The 20,211-nt window shown below is 48.0% G+C and carries 20 protein-coding genes and 1 pseudogene; 16 read left to right on the top strand and 5 right to left on the bottom strand.

Annotation, left to right across the window (positions count from 1 at the left end; translation table 11 throughout):
* Nucleotides 1-123 precede the first annotated feature (123 nt).
* The 6 genes from PHW04_10365 (at nucleotide 124) to PHW04_10340 (ending at nucleotide 3,759) form a co-directional block, all read left to right on the top strand.
* Nucleotides 124-384, top strand: coding sequence for a type II toxin-antitoxin system HicA family toxin (locus PHW04_10365; GenBank protein MDD2716280.1), 261 nt, complete (start codon nucleotides 124-126; stop codon nucleotides 382-384).
* Complete coding sequence (locus PHW04_10360; protein ID MDD2716279.1) at nucleotides 384-719, top strand: type II toxin-antitoxin system HicB family antitoxin; 336 nt, start codon at nucleotides 384-386, stop codon at nucleotides 717-719. The genes PHW04_10365 and PHW04_10360 overlap by 1 nt, the downstream gene beginning before the upstream one ends.
* 166 nt (nucleotides 720-885) lie before the next feature.
* Nucleotides 886-1,107, top strand: coding sequence for a hypothetical protein (locus tag PHW04_10355; protein ID MDD2716278.1), 222 nt, complete (start codon nucleotides 886-888; stop codon nucleotides 1,105-1,107).
* Nucleotides 1,086-1,394, top strand: coding sequence for a hypothetical protein (locus PHW04_10350; GenBank protein ID MDD2716277.1), 309 nt, complete (start codon nucleotides 1,086-1,088; stop codon nucleotides 1,392-1,394). The genes PHW04_10355 and PHW04_10350 overlap by 22 nt, the downstream gene beginning before the upstream one ends.
* A gap of 122 nt (nucleotides 1,395-1,516) precedes the next feature.
* On the top strand, nucleotides 1,517-3,022 hold the full coding sequence (locus tag PHW04_10345) for a hypothetical protein (GenBank protein MDD2716276.1): 1,506 nt from the start codon (nucleotides 1,517-1,519) through the stop codon (nucleotides 3,020-3,022).
* Between the two features lie 56 nt (nucleotides 3,023-3,078).
* Nucleotides 3,079-3,759 (top strand): M15 family metallopeptidase, encoded by a 681-nt coding sequence (locus PHW04_10340; GenBank protein MDD2716275.1) that lies wholly within the window; start codon nucleotides 3,079-3,081, stop codon nucleotides 3,757-3,759.
* Here PHW04_10340 and PHW04_10335 read toward each other — a convergent pair.
* Nucleotides 3,749-5,773, bottom strand: coding sequence for a prolyl oligopeptidase family serine peptidase (locus tag PHW04_10335; GenBank protein ID MDD2716274.1), 2,025 nt, complete (start codon nucleotides 5,771-5,773; stop codon nucleotides 3,749-3,751). The genes PHW04_10340 and PHW04_10335 overlap by 11 nt on opposite strands.
* Nucleotides 5,774-5,893: 120 nt before the next feature.
* On the opposite strand from PHW04_10335, the gene PHW04_10330 reads away from it, so the two are divergent.
* The 8 genes from PHW04_10330 to PHW04_10295 all read left to right on the top strand — a co-directional run bounded on the left by PHW04_10330 (nucleotide 5,894) and on the right by PHW04_10295 (nucleotide 13,720).
* Nucleotides 5,894-7,381, top strand: a complete 1,488-nt coding sequence (locus PHW04_10330; protein ID MDD2716273.1) for an amidohydrolase family protein — start codon at nucleotides 5,894-5,896, stop codon at nucleotides 7,379-7,381.
* A gap of 140 nt (nucleotides 7,382-7,521) precedes the next feature.
* The gene (gene metK / locus PHW04_10325; protein ID MDD2716272.1) at nucleotides 7,522-8,718 is read left to right on the top strand and encodes a methionine adenosyltransferase; all 1,197 of its coding nucleotides are present in this window, start codon (nucleotides 7,522-7,524) and stop codon (nucleotides 8,716-8,718) included.
* A 50-nt stretch (nucleotides 8,719-8,768) separates the two neighbouring features.
* Nucleotides 8,769-9,068 (top strand): DUF192 domain-containing protein, encoded by a 300-nt coding sequence (locus PHW04_10320; GenBank protein ID MDD2716271.1) that lies wholly within the window; start codon nucleotides 8,769-8,771, stop codon nucleotides 9,066-9,068.
* 58 nt (nucleotides 9,069-9,126) lie between these two features.
* Nucleotides 9,127-9,774 carry a signal peptidase I gene (gene lepB / locus PHW04_10315; GenBank protein ID MDD2716270.1) on the top strand — a complete coding sequence of 216 codons (648 nt, stop codon included), beginning with the start codon at nucleotides 9,127-9,129 and terminating at the stop codon, nucleotides 9,772-9,774.
* On the top strand, nucleotides 9,774-10,226 hold the full coding sequence (locus PHW04_10310; protein MDD2716269.1) for a PTS sugar transporter subunit IIA: 453 nt from the start codon (nucleotides 9,774-9,776) through the stop codon (nucleotides 10,224-10,226). The genes lepB and PHW04_10310 overlap by 1 nt, the downstream gene beginning before the upstream one ends.
* Nucleotides 10,223-10,741 carry a CarD family transcriptional regulator gene (locus tag PHW04_10305; protein ID MDD2716268.1) on the top strand — a complete coding sequence of 173 codons (519 nt, stop codon included), beginning with the start codon at nucleotides 10,223-10,225 and terminating at the stop codon, nucleotides 10,739-10,741. The genes PHW04_10310 and PHW04_10305 overlap by 4 nt, the downstream gene beginning before the upstream one ends.
* Nucleotides 10,741-12,675 carry an ATP-dependent DNA helicase gene (locus PHW04_10300; GenBank protein ID MDD2716267.1) on the top strand — a complete coding sequence of 645 codons (1,935 nt, stop codon included), beginning with the start codon at nucleotides 10,741-10,743 and terminating at the stop codon, nucleotides 12,673-12,675. The genes PHW04_10305 and PHW04_10300 overlap by 1 nt, the downstream gene beginning before the upstream one ends.
* Nucleotides 12,665-13,720: a polysaccharide pyruvyl transferase family protein gene (locus PHW04_10295; protein MDD2716266.1), complete on the top strand. Its 1,056-nt coding sequence runs from the start codon at nucleotides 12,665-12,667 to the stop codon at nucleotides 13,718-13,720. The genes PHW04_10300 and PHW04_10295 overlap by 11 nt, the downstream gene beginning before the upstream one ends.
* Before the next feature lie 101 nt (nucleotides 13,721-13,821).
* Here PHW04_10295 and PHW04_10290 read toward each other — a convergent pair whose 3' ends face one another.
* Together PHW04_10290 and PHW04_10285 are read right to left on the bottom strand one after the other, a co-directional pair.
* Nucleotides 13,822-14,583 carry an OAM dimerization domain-containing protein gene (locus PHW04_10290; protein MDD2716265.1) on the bottom strand — a complete coding sequence of 254 codons (762 nt, stop codon included), beginning with the start codon at nucleotides 14,581-14,583 and terminating at the stop codon, nucleotides 13,822-13,824.
* Between the two features lie 154 nt (nucleotides 14,584-14,737).
* Complete coding sequence (locus tag PHW04_10285) at nucleotides 14,738-16,294, bottom strand: lysine 5,6-aminomutase subunit alpha (protein MDD2716264.1); 1,557 nt, start codon at nucleotides 16,292-16,294, stop codon at nucleotides 14,738-14,740.
* 152 nt (nucleotides 16,295-16,446) lie between these two features.
* Between PHW04_10285 and rnhC the strand changes: the two genes are divergently transcribed.
* Complete coding sequence (gene rnhC / locus PHW04_10280) at nucleotides 16,447-17,286, top strand: ribonuclease HIII (protein ID MDD2716263.1); 840 nt, start codon at nucleotides 16,447-16,449, stop codon at nucleotides 17,284-17,286.
* Here rnhC and PHW04_10275 read toward each other — a convergent pair.
* Together PHW04_10275 and PHW04_10270 are read right to left on the bottom strand one after the other, a co-directional pair.
* A complete protein-coding gene (locus PHW04_10275; protein MDD2716262.1) occupies nucleotides 17,276-18,403 on the bottom strand; it encodes a hypothetical protein in 1,128 nt (375 codons plus the stop codon). The two genes, rnhC and PHW04_10275, sit on opposite strands and share 11 nt — an antisense overlap.
* 48 nt (nucleotides 18,404-18,451) lie before the next feature.
* Nucleotides 18,452-18,649: pseudogene (locus PHW04_10270) on the bottom strand (AAA family ATPase).
* Nucleotides 18,650-18,817: 168 nt separating this feature from the next.
* Here PHW04_10270 and PHW04_10265 point away from each other — a divergent pair.
* On the top strand, nucleotides 18,818-20,211 hold a 1,394-nt coding region (locus PHW04_10265), incomplete at its 3' end, for a fibronectin type III domain-containing protein (protein ID MDD2716261.1).

Here is a 20,211-nt window from a genome sequence, read left to right as displayed (position 1 = left end):
CCCAACGCATGCGACACAAGGAAGACCATCGGTAAGCCGTGTGCGGGAAATCCGCACGCACGGTTTGAAAGGGGGGGCTGGGAACGGAGCGGAATAATCCGTCACCGCACCAGCGTTCTACCAATGAGTAAAACGGAGAAACTTTTGAAACGGTTTTTATCGATGCCGAAAGATTTCACTTTTCAGGAATTGTCCAGACTTCTTAAAGCATTCGGGTATACGGAGGTTGCGACAGGAAAGACAGCCGGATCAAGGGTGGCGTTTGTCAACAGCAGGACCGGGCACATCATCAGGATTCACAAGCCGCACCCTCATAAGGAACTTAAGCAATATCAGCTTGATTTTATTATAGATGCGCTCAAGCAGATGGAGGTGATCAAATGATGAAAGACGTTCTCACTTATGACGGCTATATCGGTTCCGTGCATTTTTCCACAGACGACAGAATTTTTTACGGAAAACTCGAGGGCATCGAAGACCTGATCACATTTGAAGGTGAAACCGTGGAACAATTGGTGAGGGCATTCCAGGATGCTGTTGACGATTATCTCGTTCTCTGCAAGCAGACCGGAAAAGATCCGCAGAAACCCTGCAAGGGCAGCCTGAACATCCGCATCAAACCCGAAACCCACCGCAAGGCGGCTGAAAAAGCGGCAATCCTCGGAATTTCTCTCAATCAGCTGATCCAGAAAGCCCTGGACAGGGAATTGAGAAAGTGATTCATGGAAATCTTGAGGTGCCATTTTGGCACCTTAAAAATGATTACCGGAAATTGTATGTTTCGATTGAAAGACAACGAGATCGGACACTTGAGGTCACAATTTGTGACCTCAAGTTGGGGCGAACAAGGTCAAAGCCTTATGTGTTCACGGAATTGGGGTGGCAATGTTATCCTCGATTCTGAACAGCGAACGCGCTATTGCCGTGAATATCCAGATAATGCGTACGTTTGTAAGGCTGCGGGAAATCCTGAACTCGAACAGGGAATTACGGCAGAAGATCGAGGAGCTGGAAGCGAAGTATGATCAGCAGTTCAAGGCCATTTTCGACGTGATCAAGCAGATTCTCAATTCCACATTGGCTGGTTGTACCTTGAAGGTTGTGTAGAAGATGGGCGATTTCACTATAAGCAGGCGATAGACTGGTTGTTAAAATCAGCAAATCAGGGGTATGCCTCTGCTCAATGTTGTCTGAGTAGCGTTTATGCCGATGGCCGCCCGGGCATTCCTCGAGACTATGTGAAAGCTTACTTCTGGATTAGTTTGGCAAATGCTTCAGGAGATACAGGAGTAACATGGAATCTTTATGATGTTGCCAGAATGATGACTCCAGCTCAAATTACGGAAGCACGAAAAATGGCGGTTGAGTGGAAAGAGAAGCATCCAGGAAAGTAAGCAAAAACATGACGCATGATATGCGCTTGTCTGATGTGAAAAATCATTAGAAAGGAGCTGCTTTGAAAAGGGCCGGCTATAGTGTAGAATACAGTCATCAATTTAACGGTGGAGGCGGCACTATGAAACATAGTCCAGGTAAATTTTATTTGCAAGCTTATTTCCTGTTTATACTTGCCTGCACGACTGTTTTTGCTGCGGATAACAATCCAGCTGGGAATTCGCCCCAGCAGATTAAGCATCAGCAGATTATCTCTGAAACGAAAATGATCCTGACCACAGCACTCTGCAATCCTGCCTTTCAGCAGATGGATATGCAGGCCGTGAAACCAATGCTGACGAGAACGATGAGCTGGTTTGAGCAGATCAGGGAAATTTATCTGGTGAACAACGAATTCAAGGGAATCGCTCTCAGCTACATGACAAGTGAAAATACGATTCTGGTAAATGAGGATATTGGGAGACTGAATGAAGCAAATTCGGTTTATCTCAATGTCATGAAATATGCGGAAACAGACTACTATATTTCTGAAGAAAGGGGCAGTCAGGACGATCCTCACGTATACATTGGAACCCAGATCAGGAATAAGCTTTATCAACTTGTCGGAGTGATGGTCCTCAAGGTGGACCTGAAGGAAATTCCCGTAAAACCAGCCAAGATCGTCACAACTTGCGATATCAAGCTTGCAGCCAAATCACTGCTCAAGGATGATTCGTTTTCAGACCTGGCCCTGAAAGCTGACGGGGAAATGATTTATCTCGCATCCAACCAGGGAGTCCAGGTGCTGCATGGAGAAAAAATGAGCCGTGTCTATTCCTCTTCTGACGGTCTTTCCAGTGAAGCTGTGACTTTTGTGGAAGAGTCGGGAGACAATATTTTTGGCGGGACTTTTTCCCTGGCAGGCAGGAGCTGCCTGTTCCGCATAAACAGTAGCGGAGAATTGAAAACCTGGCTGGAAAAGGATGGTGCACCACGCAATGTGATGCGGGCATTGCCTTTGTCCTCTGATCTGCTGCTCTGCGCAACATTCCAGGACGGCCTGTTTCTCTTCGATCTGTTAAAAAACAAGACTACTCCGGTTCTCAAGGAAAAATTCTCCGGGAAAATGCTTGTGGATATTCTCATGATGCAGAGCAAATTTTTTCTGGCAAGCAGGTATGATGGCCTGTACGAAATCACAGGGGATGATCTGACTAAGATCTTTTCCACCGAAGCAGGTCCGGATAAAATCGATAAATCATTACTGGTCCAAACTCTGGATGAACATTCCAGTAAAATCCAGAGCAATCAGACAACCTGTATGTCAGCAGCTGGAAACGATCTCTGGATCGGCACCAGAGGTGGAGCCAGCCTGATGAACGGGAACAACTGGGTTAACTACTGGGAACAGCTTCCGGAATACCTGGTCACCGCTATCTGCCCGGACGGGGATTACATCTGGTTCGGTACGCCAAGCGGGCTTTCAATTTTCAATAAGGTCAAGAATAAATGGTGGTCATTTGGCATGAGGAACGGACTTCCCTGCAACCGGATCAGCAGGATCAAGTCAACCAGAGACAGCATCCTGGTCGTTACGGAACAAGGGGCTGTCAGGATCGAAAAAAAGACCCTGTATTCTCAACTGTAGTTGATTTGATTCACTCTTTCAGTTGACGTCACCAATTAATTCTGGAGGAAATTTAAATGAAATTACTCAGATCATTTTTCTGGGCCTTGATGTTTTTTTATGCAGCCAGGCTGGCATGGGCAGACGGTAATTCCAATGCCCTGGAGGAAAAATTGATTGCTCAAAATCTGGTCAATGTGCAGGAATTAGCACCTGAAATCAGGGTGGACCTGAAGTATTCCACAACCGACAATTTTCTGCATGAGGATGTATACGGAGAATTGAAAACCGCATATCTCCAGCAGATCCCTGCGATGAGACTCGCGCTTGCGCAGGGATATCTCAGCAAAACCCTGCCCGGGTATTCGCTGCTTGTTTACGATGCTGCCAGGCCCCGTGCGGTACAGAGAAAAATGTGGGCTCTGGTGGTGGGCACCAGCCTGGAAGTCTATGTGGCGAATCCGGAATCAGGTTCGATCCATAACTTCGGTGCAGCAGTTGACCTGACTATTGCTGATAAACTGGGGCGTCCGATCGACATGGGAACCCCCTTTGATTATTTCGGCGACCTGGCTCAGCCGGTCCTGGAAGAGAAATTACTCACTGAAGGAAAACTCACTTCCAAGCAGGTGGAGAACAGGAAGCTTTTAAGAAGGATAATGCGGGCTTCAGGCTTCCAGGAAATCACTGAAGAATGGTGGCACTTTGAAGCAGCCATGCCTATCCCGGCACGGAAACTCTATCTGATCATCGAATAGAACTTCCAAGCATCTGTAAGAGGAAGCTGAATGTATCGGCATCCACTGCAGCTTCATTTTTAACAGACTGGCCTCTTACATGGCCCGCCTTGGTGTCGTAGCGCAGAATCACCGGTTTCCCGGAACCTGTGCATTCCTGGAGCAGAGCAGTCATTTTCCGGGCATGGCAGGGATCAACCCTGGTATCCATGTCGCCTGTGATGAACATTACAGGCGGGTACCTGCGGCCTTTTTTGAGATTATGGTATGGGGAATATTTCAGAATATACTTGAACTGCGCCAGGTTGTCGGAAGAGCCGTATTCAGTGATCCAGTAACTTCCGCTTAGAAATTTGTGATAGCGGATCATGTCCAGCAGGGGATAAGTGCAGACCACTGCGCCGAACAGTTCCGGCCTCTGGGTGAGCGCTGCCCCTACCAGCAGTCCTCCATTACTGCCCCCATAAATGGCTAGTTTCCCCGGATTAGTGTATTTATTGTTGATCAGCCATTCGGCAGCACTGTGGAAGTCGTCGAACACGTTCTGTTTTTTCTCCAGCATGCCTGCCCGATGCCAGTCCTCGCCGAATTCGCCTCCTCCACGCAGGTTAGCTACGGCGTAGATCCCCCCAAGTTCTGTCCAGAAAACCGCGTGTGGGCTGAAAAACGGGCTGAGGCTATGGTTGAATCCTCCGTATCCATAAAGGAGCACAGGATTTTTCCCGTTGAGTTTGAGGCCTTTTTTATGAACCAGATACATCGGGATTTCAGTTCCATCCTGTGAAGGATAGAAAACCTGCCTGACTTCAATGTTCTTGCGGTCGATTTTCAGACTGGGGCTGGCCCAGATTTCCGGAGCACTGAACTTGAAGTCACAGCGGTAGATCGTATAAGGCGAAGTGAAAGAGGAAAAACCGAAAAACAGCTCTTTTTTCTCTTTGACAGCCCTGAAATTGAAAACTGTTCCGATCCCCGGCAGTTCCAGGTCTTTCCTGTAGCTGCCATTGAGATCGAAAACGCAGAGCCTGGATGAAACATTCTGCTGGTAACCGGCAATCATCAGATTTCCCGCGATCTCGACTCCATTCAGGGTATTTTCCGATTCAGGGATCAGCTCTTTCCAGTGTTTGCGGCCGGGCTTTGCCGGATCAATCACCAGCAGCCTGTTTCTGGGGGCTTTCCAGTTCGTCAGAACATAAAGGAGCCCATTCTGCAGATCAGGCTGAAAACCGGCTTCAATCCCTTTGATTATAGGAACAACAGGGCTTTCAAGGTCCATCTTTTTCAGGAAGACTTCGCTTTTCGTGCCTGAAGATCCATGAAATGCGGCGATCAGCAGATAATCGCTTTTTTCGGGATTCCAGCAGCCGATTATCCACTGGCTGTTATAGCCTTGGCCAAAGATTTTCACGTCCCTGGAGTGGTCCTGGCCGAAAACATGAAAAAAAATGCCTTTCTTATTTTTTGAGGAATAATAAATCCCTTTATTGCCCCGGGATAATGCGAAACCGTGGTAGTTGTCTACCGGCATGGGCTTGAGGATTTCCCTCCCTGCTTTCAGGTCGTAAAAGTGCAGGGCTGATTCATCGGCCCCGCCGGTTCTTTTGTCATGGATCAGTATCTTTCCATCAGGGCTCAGCCTGAAAAAACCAACCGAGACAGATCCGTCCCTGCTCATGCCGTTGGGATCGATCAGCAGTTCTTCCGTTCCCTGCAACCCAAGGCGTCTGAAAATCATGGAGAGATTCTTGCCCTTCTGGCGCTTCATATAATAATAATAGCCGTTTTTATAGTGCGGAATATCAGTGGATTCGAAGTTCCTCAGCGACAGGAATTTCCGCTTCATTGCCTTGTGATCCGGGTGTGAGTCCAGCAGTTTTCTAGCGTATTCAGTCTGCCGATCGAGCCATTCCCTGGTATCAGGGCTCTGCTGGTCTTCCAGCCAGCGGTACGGGTCGATCAGTGCTTTTCCGTGCAGCAAATCTCTGACATTGATTTTTCTGGAAACCGGGACATTGGATTTCTTGTCTGCCATCTCATCTCCGATCACATGTTGATCTGTTGAATTGTTTTTTCACATGATATAAAAAAAACTAGAAACCGGCAAATCTCTATCTTGATTGTATTTGGCCTGATTCGCGAGTAATATGGATGAATGTCACGGAAATTCCGATTACTGACAATTCTGATCTTTTTTTTAGTACTGCTGTTTTACATTTTTTCAGGAAAGAAAAAAGTTGAAAAGTTCGATGCCGGAACCCTGGCTGGTGAAGTAGTTATTTTCAGGGGAGAGATTGTCAACCCGGATCAGGTAATTGAAAACGGAGCCGTTGTAGTCAATGGCAGAAAAATAGCCTGGGCAGGGCGGATGGAAAACCTGAATCCGGGCGGCCGGCAGGTTCTGGATACCGGTGCCTGCATCTACCCTGGTTTCATTGACAGCCATAACCACCTGATGTACAACTTCCTCCCCCGCTGGAAACCGGGAAAGATCTTCAAGAATCGTTATGATTGGCAGGATGAGAAGGACTACAGAAATTCCTCGAAAAAACGGGCTGCAATCATCAAGGGCCATAAATTCGATCTGATGATCTCGAAATATGGTGAAATCAAGGAAATGATTTCAGGAGCCACCATGGTCCAGGGCACGATCATGCAGAAGGGCGTGCAGACCCTGGTCCGGAATCTGGAGTCATATAATCTCTGCAAGCAGGATTCCATAGGGACTTCCATTTTTCCCCTCGAACCGCGCGAAAAAAAACGCCTGCCGAAGATTATTGCCAATCTTGAAAGCGGCAGGGAAACCTGCCATCTGGTGCATGCCGGTGAAGGGGTGGACGATTCATCGCGCCAGGAATTGTATGACCTGCGTGACGCTGGTCTTCTGCGAAAGGAACTTGTGATTATCCACGGCACAGCCTTTGGCCCCGCTGAATTCAAGTTAATGGCAGATGCCGGGGTGAATCTGGTCTGGTCACCCAGAAGTAATCTTGAACTATACAACACTGCCACTCGTGCGGACCAGGCAGACAAGGCAGGTATTACCCTGGCCCTTGCGCCGGACTGGAGCGTGACAGGCAGTGACAATATCCTCGAAGAACTGCATTGCGCTGCCAAGGTCAATACCGAGCTGTTCCAGAACTATTTCAAGCCCAGAGACCTGTTCCGCATGATCACGATCAATCCGGCCAGGATGTTCGGTTTCGGGGAATACCTCGGCAGTCTGGAAGCGGGAAAAGAAGCGGACCTGGCAATCATCAGATCAATCCAGAAAGACCCTTACCAGAACCTTTTGTCTGCAGAAATCACTGATGTTTTACTGGTCGTCATCCACGGTGAACCGTATTATGGACTGAGCGAGTGGATGGAAAAACTTGGAAAAACCGCTGACTATGAGACGCTTGAAGTTAGAAACAATACCCGGGCTATGGACATAACCGAGAAGATCGATGTACCGGAAGCCGGCATGAAGCTGATTGAGCTGAACACGAACCTGAAATCGGTGATCCCTGACCTGAATCCTTTAGCCGAAGGTGTGCTTTTACCGCTGTCCCAGACTTTGGCAATCTCAACGATCGAGGCTCTGGATACTGTTTCAGTGATTCTAGACACAGAGGAAGCGGACGCTCTTTCTGACGAGTAATTCCCGAAAAAATATTTTGACAATCATTTCAGATTCGCTATACTTTTCTACGTTGAGCCTCTTATCTTAAGATTTAAGGCTCAGGGTGCTGATAAATTCTGCCAGCGCCCAGCTAAAAGACTATTTTCCCGGAGGTAATAATGCCCAAAAACTTTGTCTTCACTTCAGAGTCTGTGACAGAAGGACATCCGGACAAGATGGCGGATCAGATTTCAGACGCCATTCTGGACTCCATCATGGAAAAAGATCCGATGGGACGCGTGGCGTGTGAAACTCTGGTGACAACAGGTATGGCTGTAATCGCCGGGGAAATCACGACCAGCTGCTATGTGGAAATTCCCAAACTTGTAAGGGGCGTTGTGGAGGAAATCGGTTACACAAACGCAGATTACGGATTTGACCATAAGACCTGTGCTGTGATCGTCTGCCTTGGAGAACAGTCTCCGGATATTGCGCAGGGAGTGAATGCCTCGCTGGAAGCCCGCGAAGGCCAGAAAAAAGACAACTTTGAAGCCATCGGAGCCGGCGACCAGGGGATGATGTTCGGATACGCCTGCAAGGATACTCCGGATTTCATGCCTGCCCCGATATATTATGCACATAAGCTTACCAAGAGGCTGGCTGAAGTCAGGAAAAAGGGAATCCTGCAGTTTCTAAGACCAGACGGCAAAGCCCAGATCACTCTTGAATATAAAGACGACAAGCCTTACAAAGCTACCAATGTGGTAATCGCCGCCCAGCATCATCCCGATGTGGAAGACTCTGACCTGCGTGAAGCGATCATCGAAGAAGTCATCAAGAAGGTGATTCCTCATGAGTTTCTTAAGAAAGATACGGTTTATCATGTGAACCGAACCGGCAGGTTCGTGATCGGCGGACCGCACGGCGATTCCGGTCTTACAGGCAGGAAGATCATTGTAGACACATACGGCGGCTGGGCCAGGCATGGCGGCGGAGCTTTTTCAGGCAAGGATCCGACCAAAGTCGACCGCTCAGCGGCTTATGCAGCCCGTTATGTGGCCAAGAACATTGTGGCATCCGGCATTGCAGAAAAATGCGAGATTGAGCTGGCTTATGTGATCGGCGTGGCACATCCGCTCTCGATCCATGTCGAAACCTTTGGCACTGGTAAAATCGCAGATGATAAAATTGTAGAACTGATTCGCAAGCATTTCGACCTCAGACCGGCGGCGATTATCAATTACCTCAATCTGCGCAGGCCGATCTACAAGCAGATCGCTGCATACGGACATTTCGGCAGGAAGGAACTGGACCTGACCTGGGAGCATACGGATATGGTGGATGTTCTCAGAGAAGACGCAGGGATTAAAAAATAAAAATCGTATCCGTTTTCTGCCAAAACCGGCTGGTGCTGCCGCAGGTGACTGTGGCGGACGGATTCTGGCTCAGATTCAAAGGTTTGATGGGAAGATCCGGACTTGATCAGGGCGAAGGGCTCTTATTGTCACCGTGCAATATGGTACACATGTTCTTCATGCAGTTTCCACTTGATCTTATTTTTTTAAATCAAGACATGGAGATTCTGGAGACCGTGGAATCCCTGAAACCCTGGCGATTATCCCGGTTAGTGAAAAAATCCTGCCAGGTCCTGGAATGCCCTGTGGGAACTATTTCCAGGAACGGCATTTCCAGAGGGGAAAAACTTGAACTCAGAGAAATGCGATAATCCCGGGAAACCTGGTGCATTTGCAAAAGCGACCTGTAGGGAGTATCATTTTTAAACTATGATACTAAAAGAAAAAGTTCTGTGGTTTGTTTCTTTGCCCAGGATTTTAAGTAGAAATTTTCTTCTCTGGCTGCTGCTTGATCCAAGTCAGCACCAGGATGTCAGGGACAGACGGGAAAGCGTTGCAGATCGTATCAGCTCCGGATTCGATGTGATCTTTTCAGCACTTATTGTAGCCTTCGCCATCAGAGCTACTGTGGTTCAGGCCTATTACATCCCCTCGGCTTCAATGAGAAACACCTTTATGGAATCCGACAAACTGCTGGCTAACAAGGCCGCTTTCTGGTTTCATCCCATCAAAAGAGGGGACATTCTCATTTTCAAGTATCCCCTGGACAACCGTGATTTCATCAAGCGCTGCATCGGCCTGCCAGGAGACAAGATACAAATCTTGAACCATCGCTTGTACCTCAATGGTAAGCCGATGGAAGAACCCTATCTGCGTGAAGAAATGGACAGGGATTTTCCTGAGTTGCTGCAGGTACCTGAAGGCAAGCTCTTCATGATGGGAGACAACCGCAACAACAGCGATGACAGCCGCTTCTGGGGATTTCTGCCGATAGGTAATGTTAAGGGAAAGGCATTGCTGATTTACTGGCCCTTGAAGCGCATCCGCATGGTCAAGCACTTCTCTTTGGAGGGATAATGAGCTGCAATTGGCTGAATGATGATACCGTTAAGCTGGAACTGTCGTCTACCAAGAAAGACGAGATTCTGAAGGAATTGATCGCATTAACAGTTAAATCCGGTGAGATCACCAATCAGGAAGAATTCACCAGGGCGATTTTCGACAGGGAAGCCAAGATTACCACAGGGATCGGCTCCGGCATTGCCATTCCGCATGCCAGATCCAATGCTGTGGATGAATTTGTGATGGCTTTCGCCCGCTCCAGAAAAGGCCTGGATTTCAAGTCTCTTGACGACAGACCTGTCCATCTCTTCTTCATACTCGGCGCTCCGCTCGAACACGATGAAGAATATCTCGAAACCATGGCCAAGCTGTCAAAATTGCTGAAAGAAGCAAACTTCAGAAAGAAGATCCTGGACGCTAAGACTAAGGAAGAGATCATCAGGATTATCAGTGGTGACAAGGAATGACGGTTAAACTGCCTTTCAAGGTCAATGAAGTGATAGTGCATCCCGTCCACGGGATTGTGCTTGTCAAGGAAATCAAGGAACAGGAAATACTCGGTGAGCGGAAAAAATACTATGTGCTGAAGCCTCTTTTCGAACGCCTGTCTGAAGTGATGATCCCGGTCGACAGGATTCAGATTCTGGGAGTGAGAAAAGCCATCAATTCTGAAGAGATCATCAAAATTTTCCAGACAATCCAGGAATCTCCTCAGGATTTCGGCACTGTGATGACCAACTGGGGTGCCCAGTATCAGAAAAACCTAAAGATGGTGCAGAGCGGCGATATCATTTCAGTCTGCAGAATTCTTAAGTATCTGGCCGAACGACGCAAAAAACGTCACCTTTCCAAGACTGATGATGATTTGTATGACAAGGCATTGAATTTAGTTGTTTCAGAGATTTCTCATGTACTCAACCTGGACAGCATTGAGATCAGGATCATGCTCGAGTTCGTGCTGGACAGTGAACCCACAGCCTGATGCTTTCCGGAGAGATCTTTTCACTGGACGGCCTTCTTTCGCAGAAATTACCCGGATTTGAATATCGTGAACAGCAGCAGACAATGGCGGCAGCAGTTGAAGAAGCCATCTGCAATCAGAAACTGCTGCTTGTCGAAGCCGGTCCCGGCACAGGTAAAAGCCTTGCCTATCTGTTCCCCGCCCTCTGCTCTGGCAGGTTACCGGTGATAGTCTCCACCCATACCATCAATCTTCAGAATCAGCTGCTTAAAAAAGACATTCCGCAGATCGAAGCCATACTTCAGCGCAGGATCAAGGCTTTGCTCCTTAAAGGCAGGAACAACTATGTCTGCAGGAAGAAAGTCGAAGAGATCGGGAAGAATGGGCTGGAAGTCACTCTTTTTAATCAGAAAGAAGTGAAGAAAAGCCTGGCACTTTATGAACGGATCGTCGCACTGGGTGCGGGAGACAAGGAAGAAATCCCTTTCCCTGTACCTGCGGTTCTCTGGCAGGAATTGTCTTCAGACACTGAAACCTGCCTGAGGGGTAAGTGCCCTTTCATTAAAAGCTGCCACTTTCATAATGTCAGGAAAAAAATTTCTGAATCTGAGCTGATTGTTACCAATCATGCCCTTTTTTTCAACGAATTACTGAATCGGATTTCCGGCGTAGAAGAATGCTATCCTTTGCTGATCTTTGATGAAGCGCACCATCTGATCAGAGTGGCTACTGACTATTACACAGTCAGGTTGAATCAGAAGAGATTCCAGAAAATCCTCGGGCATCTCCATAAACAGGTGACCCTGGGAAAGTCCGCTCCTACGACTCCTAAACATTTCAGCCTCAGTACCATGATCAGGGAGACAGAAAAGAAAGCACAGGAGTATTTCTCGCTGCTGCAGATAAACCGCGACAGGAGGACTGAAGTTACTCTTGATTCGCTCAGGCCTGACAGGCTGGACGATCTTTTCAACTCTCTTGTGATCATCAGGGAAAAGGCTCTCAATCTAATCCGCGATGGAGCATTGAGACTGGAAAATCCTGAATTCATGGATTTTTTTGGCAACTTTATCGACTCTGTAGGGATTTTTCTCAATTTTGATGCTGAAGAGCATGTTTTTTATCTGGAGAAGAATGAGAACTCACTGCAGCTCAATGCTACAAGAAGTTCAGTGGCCGAGCTTCTTTTCAGCGAGTTGTTTTCAGGTGAGCGTGCTTGCGTTTTGACAAGTGCCACTCTTGGAGTGGAGGGTGATTTCAGCTATCTGAAGAAAAACCTGGGTATTCCGGACGCTACCGGACTTGGCCTTGATTCGCCGTTTGATTTTGAGTCCCAGGCGCTCCTTTATGCCTCAAAATCGTTACCTGATGTGGAAAGCGCAGATTTTCTGCCTGAAGCGGGCCTGGCACTCGAAGAACTGCTGGAATCCAGCCAGGGACGGGCATTTCTTCTCTTTACATCATACTCCATGCTGGATAGATTCTGGGAACATCTTGCGGATTCACTGAAGATCAAAGGATTTTCACCAATGCGTCAGGGTGAACTTTCCCGGTCGCTGGTGCTGGATGAATTCAAGCGGCTCGAAAAACCGGTGCTTTTCGCCACCGACAGTTTCTGGGAAGGTGTGGACGTTCCAGGCGATGATCTTTCACTGGTGGTAGTGATGAGATTACCTTTTGCGGTTCCTGATGATCCGCTCCAGAAGCGGAGAAATGAGATCGTGTCTGCTGCCGGAGAAAACCCGTTCAAGGTGTTATCCCTGCCTGAAGCCATCCTCAAGCTGAGGCAGGGATTCGGCAGACTGATCCGTACTGCGACCGACCGGGGAGTGCTGGCGATCATGGACAACAGATTCCAGAAAAAATCCTACGGCAGGATCATCCGTGATTCGCTGCCCAAGATGAGAATCACGGATTCGCTGGCCACTGTCAGGGAGTTTTTTAATGGGCTCTAAAAAGAAGCTGCGTGTCTTACTGGCCGGATATTATGGATTCGACAACTTCGGGGACGAGGCTCTGCTGGAAACAACCAGAGTCCTGCTTGAAAAATCCGGTCTGGAGTATGGCCTGGAACCGGACATTTCCGTACTGGACAATCAATCCCGCGAAGGGTTGCAAAGCGTGCCCAGATTCAATTTTTTCAAAGTTCTGAAGGCGATTCGAAAATCACGGCTGATTGTTTTTGGGGGAGGCGGTATTTTTCAGAATCAGACCAGCAATCGCTCCCTTTTTTACTATCTCGCTCTGGTCTGGCTGGCCAGACTGCTGAGGAAAAGAGTAATACTGCTGGGAGTCGGATTGGTACCGATCACAGGTTTTTTCCAGAAGATTGCTGCCTTGATTACTCTTTACGGGCTCCCGATTACAGTGAGAGACAGAGAAAGTAAAAACTTTCTTAATTCCTTCAGGATTCAAGCCACACTCTCGTCCGATCTTCTGTTCAATTCTTCTGCAACCGGACTGGAACTTGCCGGCACAAGTGCGGCAAAGGTTTTTCTGAATGTCAGATCCTTCAGTTCAGATGCAGATGACTTGGGATTTTCCGCTGTCGTCAGATATCTTTCCGGGAAAAATGTCGCAGTTACAGCACTGTCCCTTGCTCCTGAAGATACAGTAACCCTGAAAAAAAAATTCCGGCATCACAACATTGTCACTGATTTTGTGGTTTTGAATAAAAGTCCCTATGAATTTCACCCGCATTGCAGACAGGGAGGGATCGTGCTTGGAATGAGGCTTCACAGCCTGATTGTTGCAACACTGTATAGGATCCCTTTCATCGGGATCAGCCTGGACCCGAAGATCAGAGCATTTGCAGCTGAGGCTGATTTTCCTGTGTACACGCTCTCAAATCCGGAACTGATTCCTGCCCTGGAAAAAATGCTTGAGACTCCAGAGGAATACTCAAAAAAGATAGATTCAGCTCTTGAACGATTCAGAAAAAGGGCGATTCAGAATGAAAATCTAATAAAAAGGATTTTTCGAGAGCTGAAGGAACAATAATAAAAATGGTTCGGGGTCCGAGGTGCGGGGTACGGGTCGGATTTCTGACTTCTCTCCGAGCCTCGAATCCCGAACCCTGAACCTCGTACCTGTTCAAGTCTTTATGACTTTACCGCAGACTTTCTTTCCAGCAGCTTTTCCACGATAAACGAAGCTACATCGTCCGCAAATGACCCTGGTCCGAATCCTGCGTCGAATCCCAGTTCCAGCGCCAGTTTGTGATCGATTCTCGGCCCGCCGATGATCAGGAGCATTTGTTCCCTGATGTCTTCAGCTTCGGCGATTTCTATGAACTGGGTGAGATTTTTAATGTGGGCATCTTTCTGAGTGACGACCTGGGAAACCAGAATCGCATCTGCGTTTTTCTCTCTGGCTCTGCTGATCAGTTCCTCGTTGGGAACCTGAGAACCGAAATTGTAGGCGTCGATCTCAGAATATCGCTCAAGGCCATAGTGACCTGCGTAACCCTTCATGTTCATGATGGCGTCGATACCGACAGTGTGCGCGTCGTCTCCAGTGCAGGCACCGACTACCACGAGCTTCCGATTGAAATGGCTCTTGATGAAATCATTGATTTCATACATCCCCATCTTCCTGGTTTCGATCTCCACTACTTTGATGTTCTGGTAGTCGACGTCAATCGTAGTCTTGCCGTATGCCACAAAGTAAGTGAAATTATTTCCCAGATCCGACTGGCAGACAATGCTGGCTTCAGAAAATCCCATTTTTTTCAAAAGAGTCAGAGCTGCTTCCTTGGCTTTGGCTCCTTCAGGTACAGGCAGTGTGAAGGAAAGCTGCATGGCGCCGTCGTTCAGGGTGTCGCCGTAAGGTCTGACGCTTTTCAGATCTACCGGAATTCGCATTAAGCCTCCCAATGGCTTTTGAAAAATACCAGCCTGCGTCGTTTCACTCGCCTTGCGCAGCTCACCGTACGATTAAGTACGGCTCGCTTTGCGCAGACTCGTGAGGCCTAGCATTCTGGCATTTTTGAAAAGCCAGTTTGCACTAATATCACAATTAGAACCTCACCTTCAGCTCTTCTTCAAACACCTTGTAAAAGGGGTTGAAATAGGTTCCGCTTTTTTCAAAGACCCCGTCGCTGCCTTTACCGCCTGCCGGGCTTCGCTTGATATCAGCGAACAGGCCTCGTTCAATGGCTGTGAACAGTCCGATCTCATTGATCAGTTTCAGAAAGTCATGTGTTTCATCCAGAACCTGCCTGGCCCTGCCCACGATCCGTCCGTCAGGTCTGTAGCTCACTTCTTCTCCGAGATGGCGGCAGTTTTCCATGATGTATTTGGCGTTTTTAATTGCCAGGAAGCGGTCCTGCATGAAAGGAGTATGCATGGCCTCAGTCAACATCCCGAGAAGCTGGATTCCCTGGTTGGTCATGATGGCTGCCAGATTGAACATGGCATTCATCAGATAACCTTTGAAGATGTCTCCGCTCATGAACTTCGTGGGTGGCATGTATTTGAGAGGATGATTCGGAAAAATTTCCCGGATCAGGAGAGCCTGGGAAAGTTCCAGCAGGAAGCCGTCCTCCACATCCGGATTCATCTCAAAAGCGTGGCCGAGGCCGAGCAGTTCCTCTTTCATGCCGGATCTGAAAGCAAACTGTTCATTGATGAAATCTGAGGCGAGTACTGTAAATGCTTTTTCGATCGCATCTGAGGTCGTCAGATAATTATCTTCCCCTGTATTGATGATAATGCCTGACAAGGCATTGATCATCCTGGAAAAATGCTGGTCCACAAAGGTACGGCGCGGGTTGATATCGCGGAACAGGATGCCATACATGGAATCATTGAGCATCATGTCCAGCCGTTCCAGCGCTCCCATGGCGGCGATCTCCGGCATGCAGAGCCCGGAGCAGTAATTGACCTGCCTGATATATTTTTTGATCTTTTTACCGGTTTCGTCAAGCGCTTTGCGCATGATGCGGAAATTTTCCTGGGTGGCGTATGTCCCGCCGAATCCCATAGTGGTAGCGCCATAAGGCACGTAATCGAGCAGGCTCTGGCCTGTGGTACGGATCACTGCAATGATATCGGCTCCCTGCTGAGCGGCTGCAGTAGCCTGAACCACGTCTTCGTAAATATTTCCGGTTGCCACGATCACATAGAGCCAGGGTTTCTTGAGTTCAGGCAGTGACTTGAGACGTTTTTCCCTGAAACTCCTGTTCTCCAGGATGGTATGACGAGTGGTGTTTGCGATCTTCCGGGCCTCTGCGAGGATTTCGTCTAATGGCAGCATCGGTTCAATGTTCAGATCGATTTTGCCGAGCGCGACCTGTCTGGCCAGCTCCTCTGGAGGCACGTTGTAACGCAGGAGGCCGTTCACAAAGAAGGTGCTGACCCCTTCGGGAATTTTTTTTGACAGATGTTTCACAATCAGATTGGGAAAAGGCACACCTTCCTGATCAACTCCATCCAGTCCCAGAAGGCGGAGTGTAGCCCGTTCCACTGTAACAGTGGTGTGTTTATCGATGAACTGCTGTACCTGCCCGGTGACGCTGCGGGCCAGTTCGCGGCATTCGTTGACTTTTTGCAGATCAAGGAAAAGCTTAGACATCCCCGGGCTCCCGAATTTATCCCAAATTTCGCCTTATTTTATCCAAAGTGGCTGTAAAATGCAAATTCTGGAGAAGCTATAGCTTCAGGCCCGGTTTGAATAAATCGGCTGATTTCCTGTGCAATGGGAGGATTTCGTGATAAAATGGACCCATGCCGGCTTTCAATCTACCTACCGTCAAATTCAAGTCAGTTCGTGACCTGCTGGAGCGCTGTGAATTCAACTTTACCAAACCCCAGTACACTGTTTTCCAGGCCAAGTACGAAAAAATCACTGCCACGCTTTATGAATCCGGCAAATTCCTGATTCAGGGTAAGGAACATGAACTGATCCTGAAAATGCTGTTTGAACAGGAAATCCTTATGCCGCCTGAAGCTCCTGCTGACTGCTGGATGGGCATTGACGAAGCTGGCAAGGGCGATCTGTTCGGACCCCTGGTGATAGCAGGGGTAACGCTTGATAAAAAGAACCTGTCCAGGTTTTTCGCCGAAGGAGTCAGGGACAGCAAGGAACTGTCGCCTCCAGTGATCCGTGAACTGGCCATATTCGTGCGCAAAAACGCTCCGCATGATGTGGTGGCGATCGGTCCGGAAAAATATAATGAACTTTACGAGAAATTCCAGAACCTCAACCGTCTGCTGGCCTGGGGACATTCCAAGGTCTGCGAGAATCTGCTCTCTAAATCAGAAGCTACTGCGGCGATCTTTGACCAGTTCGCTGGAGAACACGTCCTGGAAAATGCCCTCAAAAACAAAAAGGGTGATCTCAGAATCATTCAGCGCACCAAGGGGGAAGAGGACATGGCAGTTGCTGCCGCCTCAATTCTGGCCAGAGATGAATTCGTACGCAGGGTGTATGTCCTGGGGAACAGGGAAGGCCTGAAGCTGCCGCTGGGATGTTCCAATGAAACCCAGGCGTTCGCAAGGAAAATCAAAGCCGAACGCGGTGCAGAGTTCTTCCGCAAAATCGCCAAAGCGCATTTTAAGATTTGAATTGTCCGTATTTTCTCTTCAGGCTTTCCAGCTGCCTTTTTTCGTCGATTTTATGCAGGCCGAAGAACAGGATGGCAGTTAGCTGAAGGATCAGAAAGCCTATAAAAACCAGTGGACTTGACCAGACCAGGAACAGGCAGATAAATGTTGCTGCTCCACCGCTGGAAAGGTACCCTGCTTCGCTCAGAAAAAGCCTTTTTTTCAGGCTGTCTTCTCCTGATTCATCCACTACAAACAAGTCATTGGCCTGATCTCTGCAAAGCCGTGTTTTTGTTTCAGCTTCCAGTTCCAGATTTTTTTTCAGGTCACTCACACCGTCAGGTCCTCTGATGGAATCAAGGCAGGTGATTCTGCGCAGCATTTTGGATAATTCAGCGATCCCGCTGCTTTCGATGCCTAGCAGGTCGAGGAAATCATTCAACAAAAAATCTTCGATCAGATGGACGGATTCTTCCTCTGTCCGGCTTCCGATGAAATCAAGCAGCGGTTTGACAGGCGCGGGCTGATATGGTTCTACTGCCCCCAGCAGGTATAAAGGATTTCCAATTATCAGTCTGATTTCACAAGTGTTAATTTGAGTCAGCGCAGTATCGAAACCTTGTTTTTTAAGAAAGGCCTTCAGAAGTTCGGGTTTCCCGAATGTACCGCTGTATTTGAAATCCTTGTGGAAAGAACTTGTATCGAAAGTCGGTTCTATCAGCAGCACCCCTGTGCCGTCAGTCAGGTAGAACGGTTCAGTCGAGTTGCCTGTGGCTACTGTTTCTTTGTGCTTGCCGCTGCCGCTCACAACATCAAAGCTGTAATATACGCATTGCTCCCTGCACAGGGGAGACAGCATCGGCTGTCCTCCGCAGATTTTCCCCTTGATTTCCACCAGGCCTCCCATCGCAATGGACCTGATCCTGGAGGTAGGGATGTTTTCGATCGTCCTTTTCAGTTTGAAAGATTTGAATCCTTCCCTGATCAGGAAAATCGAAAGTGCAGAGAGCACTGCTGCAATCAGAATCAGTACTGCCTCAGGATCGCTTTTGTCTCCTGAATGATTGACAGGCAGGTATGCATAAAGGTTTGCTGAGGCCAGGGTCAGAAAAAGGATGCTCAGGATTCTCGATTGCATGCACACATTATAAACTTATTTCCAGCTGATGTGAAAAGATGTCCTTCTTAGAAGCTGGACTACACCGACCCGTCCAGCCAATGATTCCGAAACACCTTTCATCAGATGAAACTGCTGTAAGCCTGTTAGCCAGAACGCTCCTGATCGATGGTCCTGATCGACCATCATCTTGATATGGGGAAGAATCTCCGGGGCATATTGAATTTCATTGATCAGCAGCGGCAGACTGAATCTATGGAAAAAAAGGGTAGAGACGAGTTTTATGAACAATTTGATATTTGTTTCTGTTTCAGCTAATCTGTTGCCGGCGGACAGCTAGAATTCATCAGTTTATTATCTCCGTCCATAAGCAATCACAAATGTTTGGCTTGGCATTTTTATTTAATGTCTTCGATAAACCTGTGGGAGGGGAGAATGAGTAAATATTTTAGGCTGGCACTGGCATTCTTGATCATGGTGCTTTCCGTATCCACAAGTCATTCCGGTATTATTCCACTTAAACAGGGCTGGAACTTGATTTCATTGGGAGTTAAGCCACCCAGCGAATCAATCGAGGTGATTTTCTCAAGCGTACCGGACATGAAATATGTGATGGGATTCTTCCGCCTGCCTGCTGATGAAGGCACTGAGGGATTCCGCACTTATGTAAACATCGAAAACATGCGCGACTTCTCTACTCTTAAAACAATGGATGGGTATCACGGCTACTGGGTATATATGACTGCAGATGCTAATCTGGAAGTACAAGGCACAGCAGTTTCTACCACCCAAACCTGGACCATGGCTTACGGCTGGAATCTGATTGGGTACTGGCTGGTTGACAACAATCAGCTGCCCACCGCCCTGGATCAGACCGGCACAGTCGTAGATTTTCTCCTGCATCCTGAATCCGGGGGAACAGCAAAATATATCATAGGTTTTTACCGCAGCCCGGCTGACGAAGGAAATGAAGGCTTCCGGACCTTTATGTTCAATTCTGCGATCGACTTTTCCACGCTGAGTAATCTTGACCCATTTCATGGGTATTGGATCTATATGCAAAATCAGGGCATCTTGGAATATAGCGTTGACAGCAGAGTATTGAATAGCCTGTCCATCTTGCCCTCTTCATTAACTATGAATACAGGCGCTACTTACAACCTTTCGAATATCACGGTTACAGCTGCTTACACTGATGGGACTTCGAATACATCGTACAAACCAACCTGGTCGAAGAAGAGCGGCGATGGAACAGTGAGCGGAAGTACTTACACAGCTCTTAGTACATCAGGTTCAGCAATACTGACCGCCAGCCTGACCAGGAACGGGATAACTAAGACTGCTGATTTGAGCGTTACTTTCACCTTAGCTGCTCCCATACCTCCAACTGGTCTTTCTGCAAGCAATAGATCAGATACGAGTTTTACGCTTTCCTGGAGTTCTGTTAGCGAAGCGACGAGTTACAATGTCTATAAAGACGGTACCTTATATGACACAGCCACCACAAATTCGAAAAATATCACAGGTTTGAGTGCAGAAACTGTTTATACCATGGAGGTGTCAGCGGTCAACTCATCAGGAGAAAGTGCAAAATCCTTGGCTTTGATCGTGACTACAAATCCCAGTTTAGTGATTCCAACTCTTTCCAGTATCACTTTAAGTCCAAACACGATCAATTTAACTACCGGTGGAACTTATGAGCTTTCGGGCATCACTGCAACAGCACATTACTCAGACAGCACTGCAGCGGCCGTGACTGGTGGGACTTGGAGCAAAGCCTCCGGGGATGGCTCAGTTAGCGGACACATATACACAGCACTTGACACAAC

The organism is Candidatus Wallbacteria bacterium (genome assembly GCA_028687545.1).
Classification (GTDB): domain Bacteria; phylum Muiribacteriota; class JAQTZZ01; order JAQTZZ01; family JAQTZZ01; genus JAQTZZ01.
The sequence above is the reverse complement of the archived record's forward strand: the minus strand, read 5'-3'. Positions and strand labels throughout refer to the sequence as shown.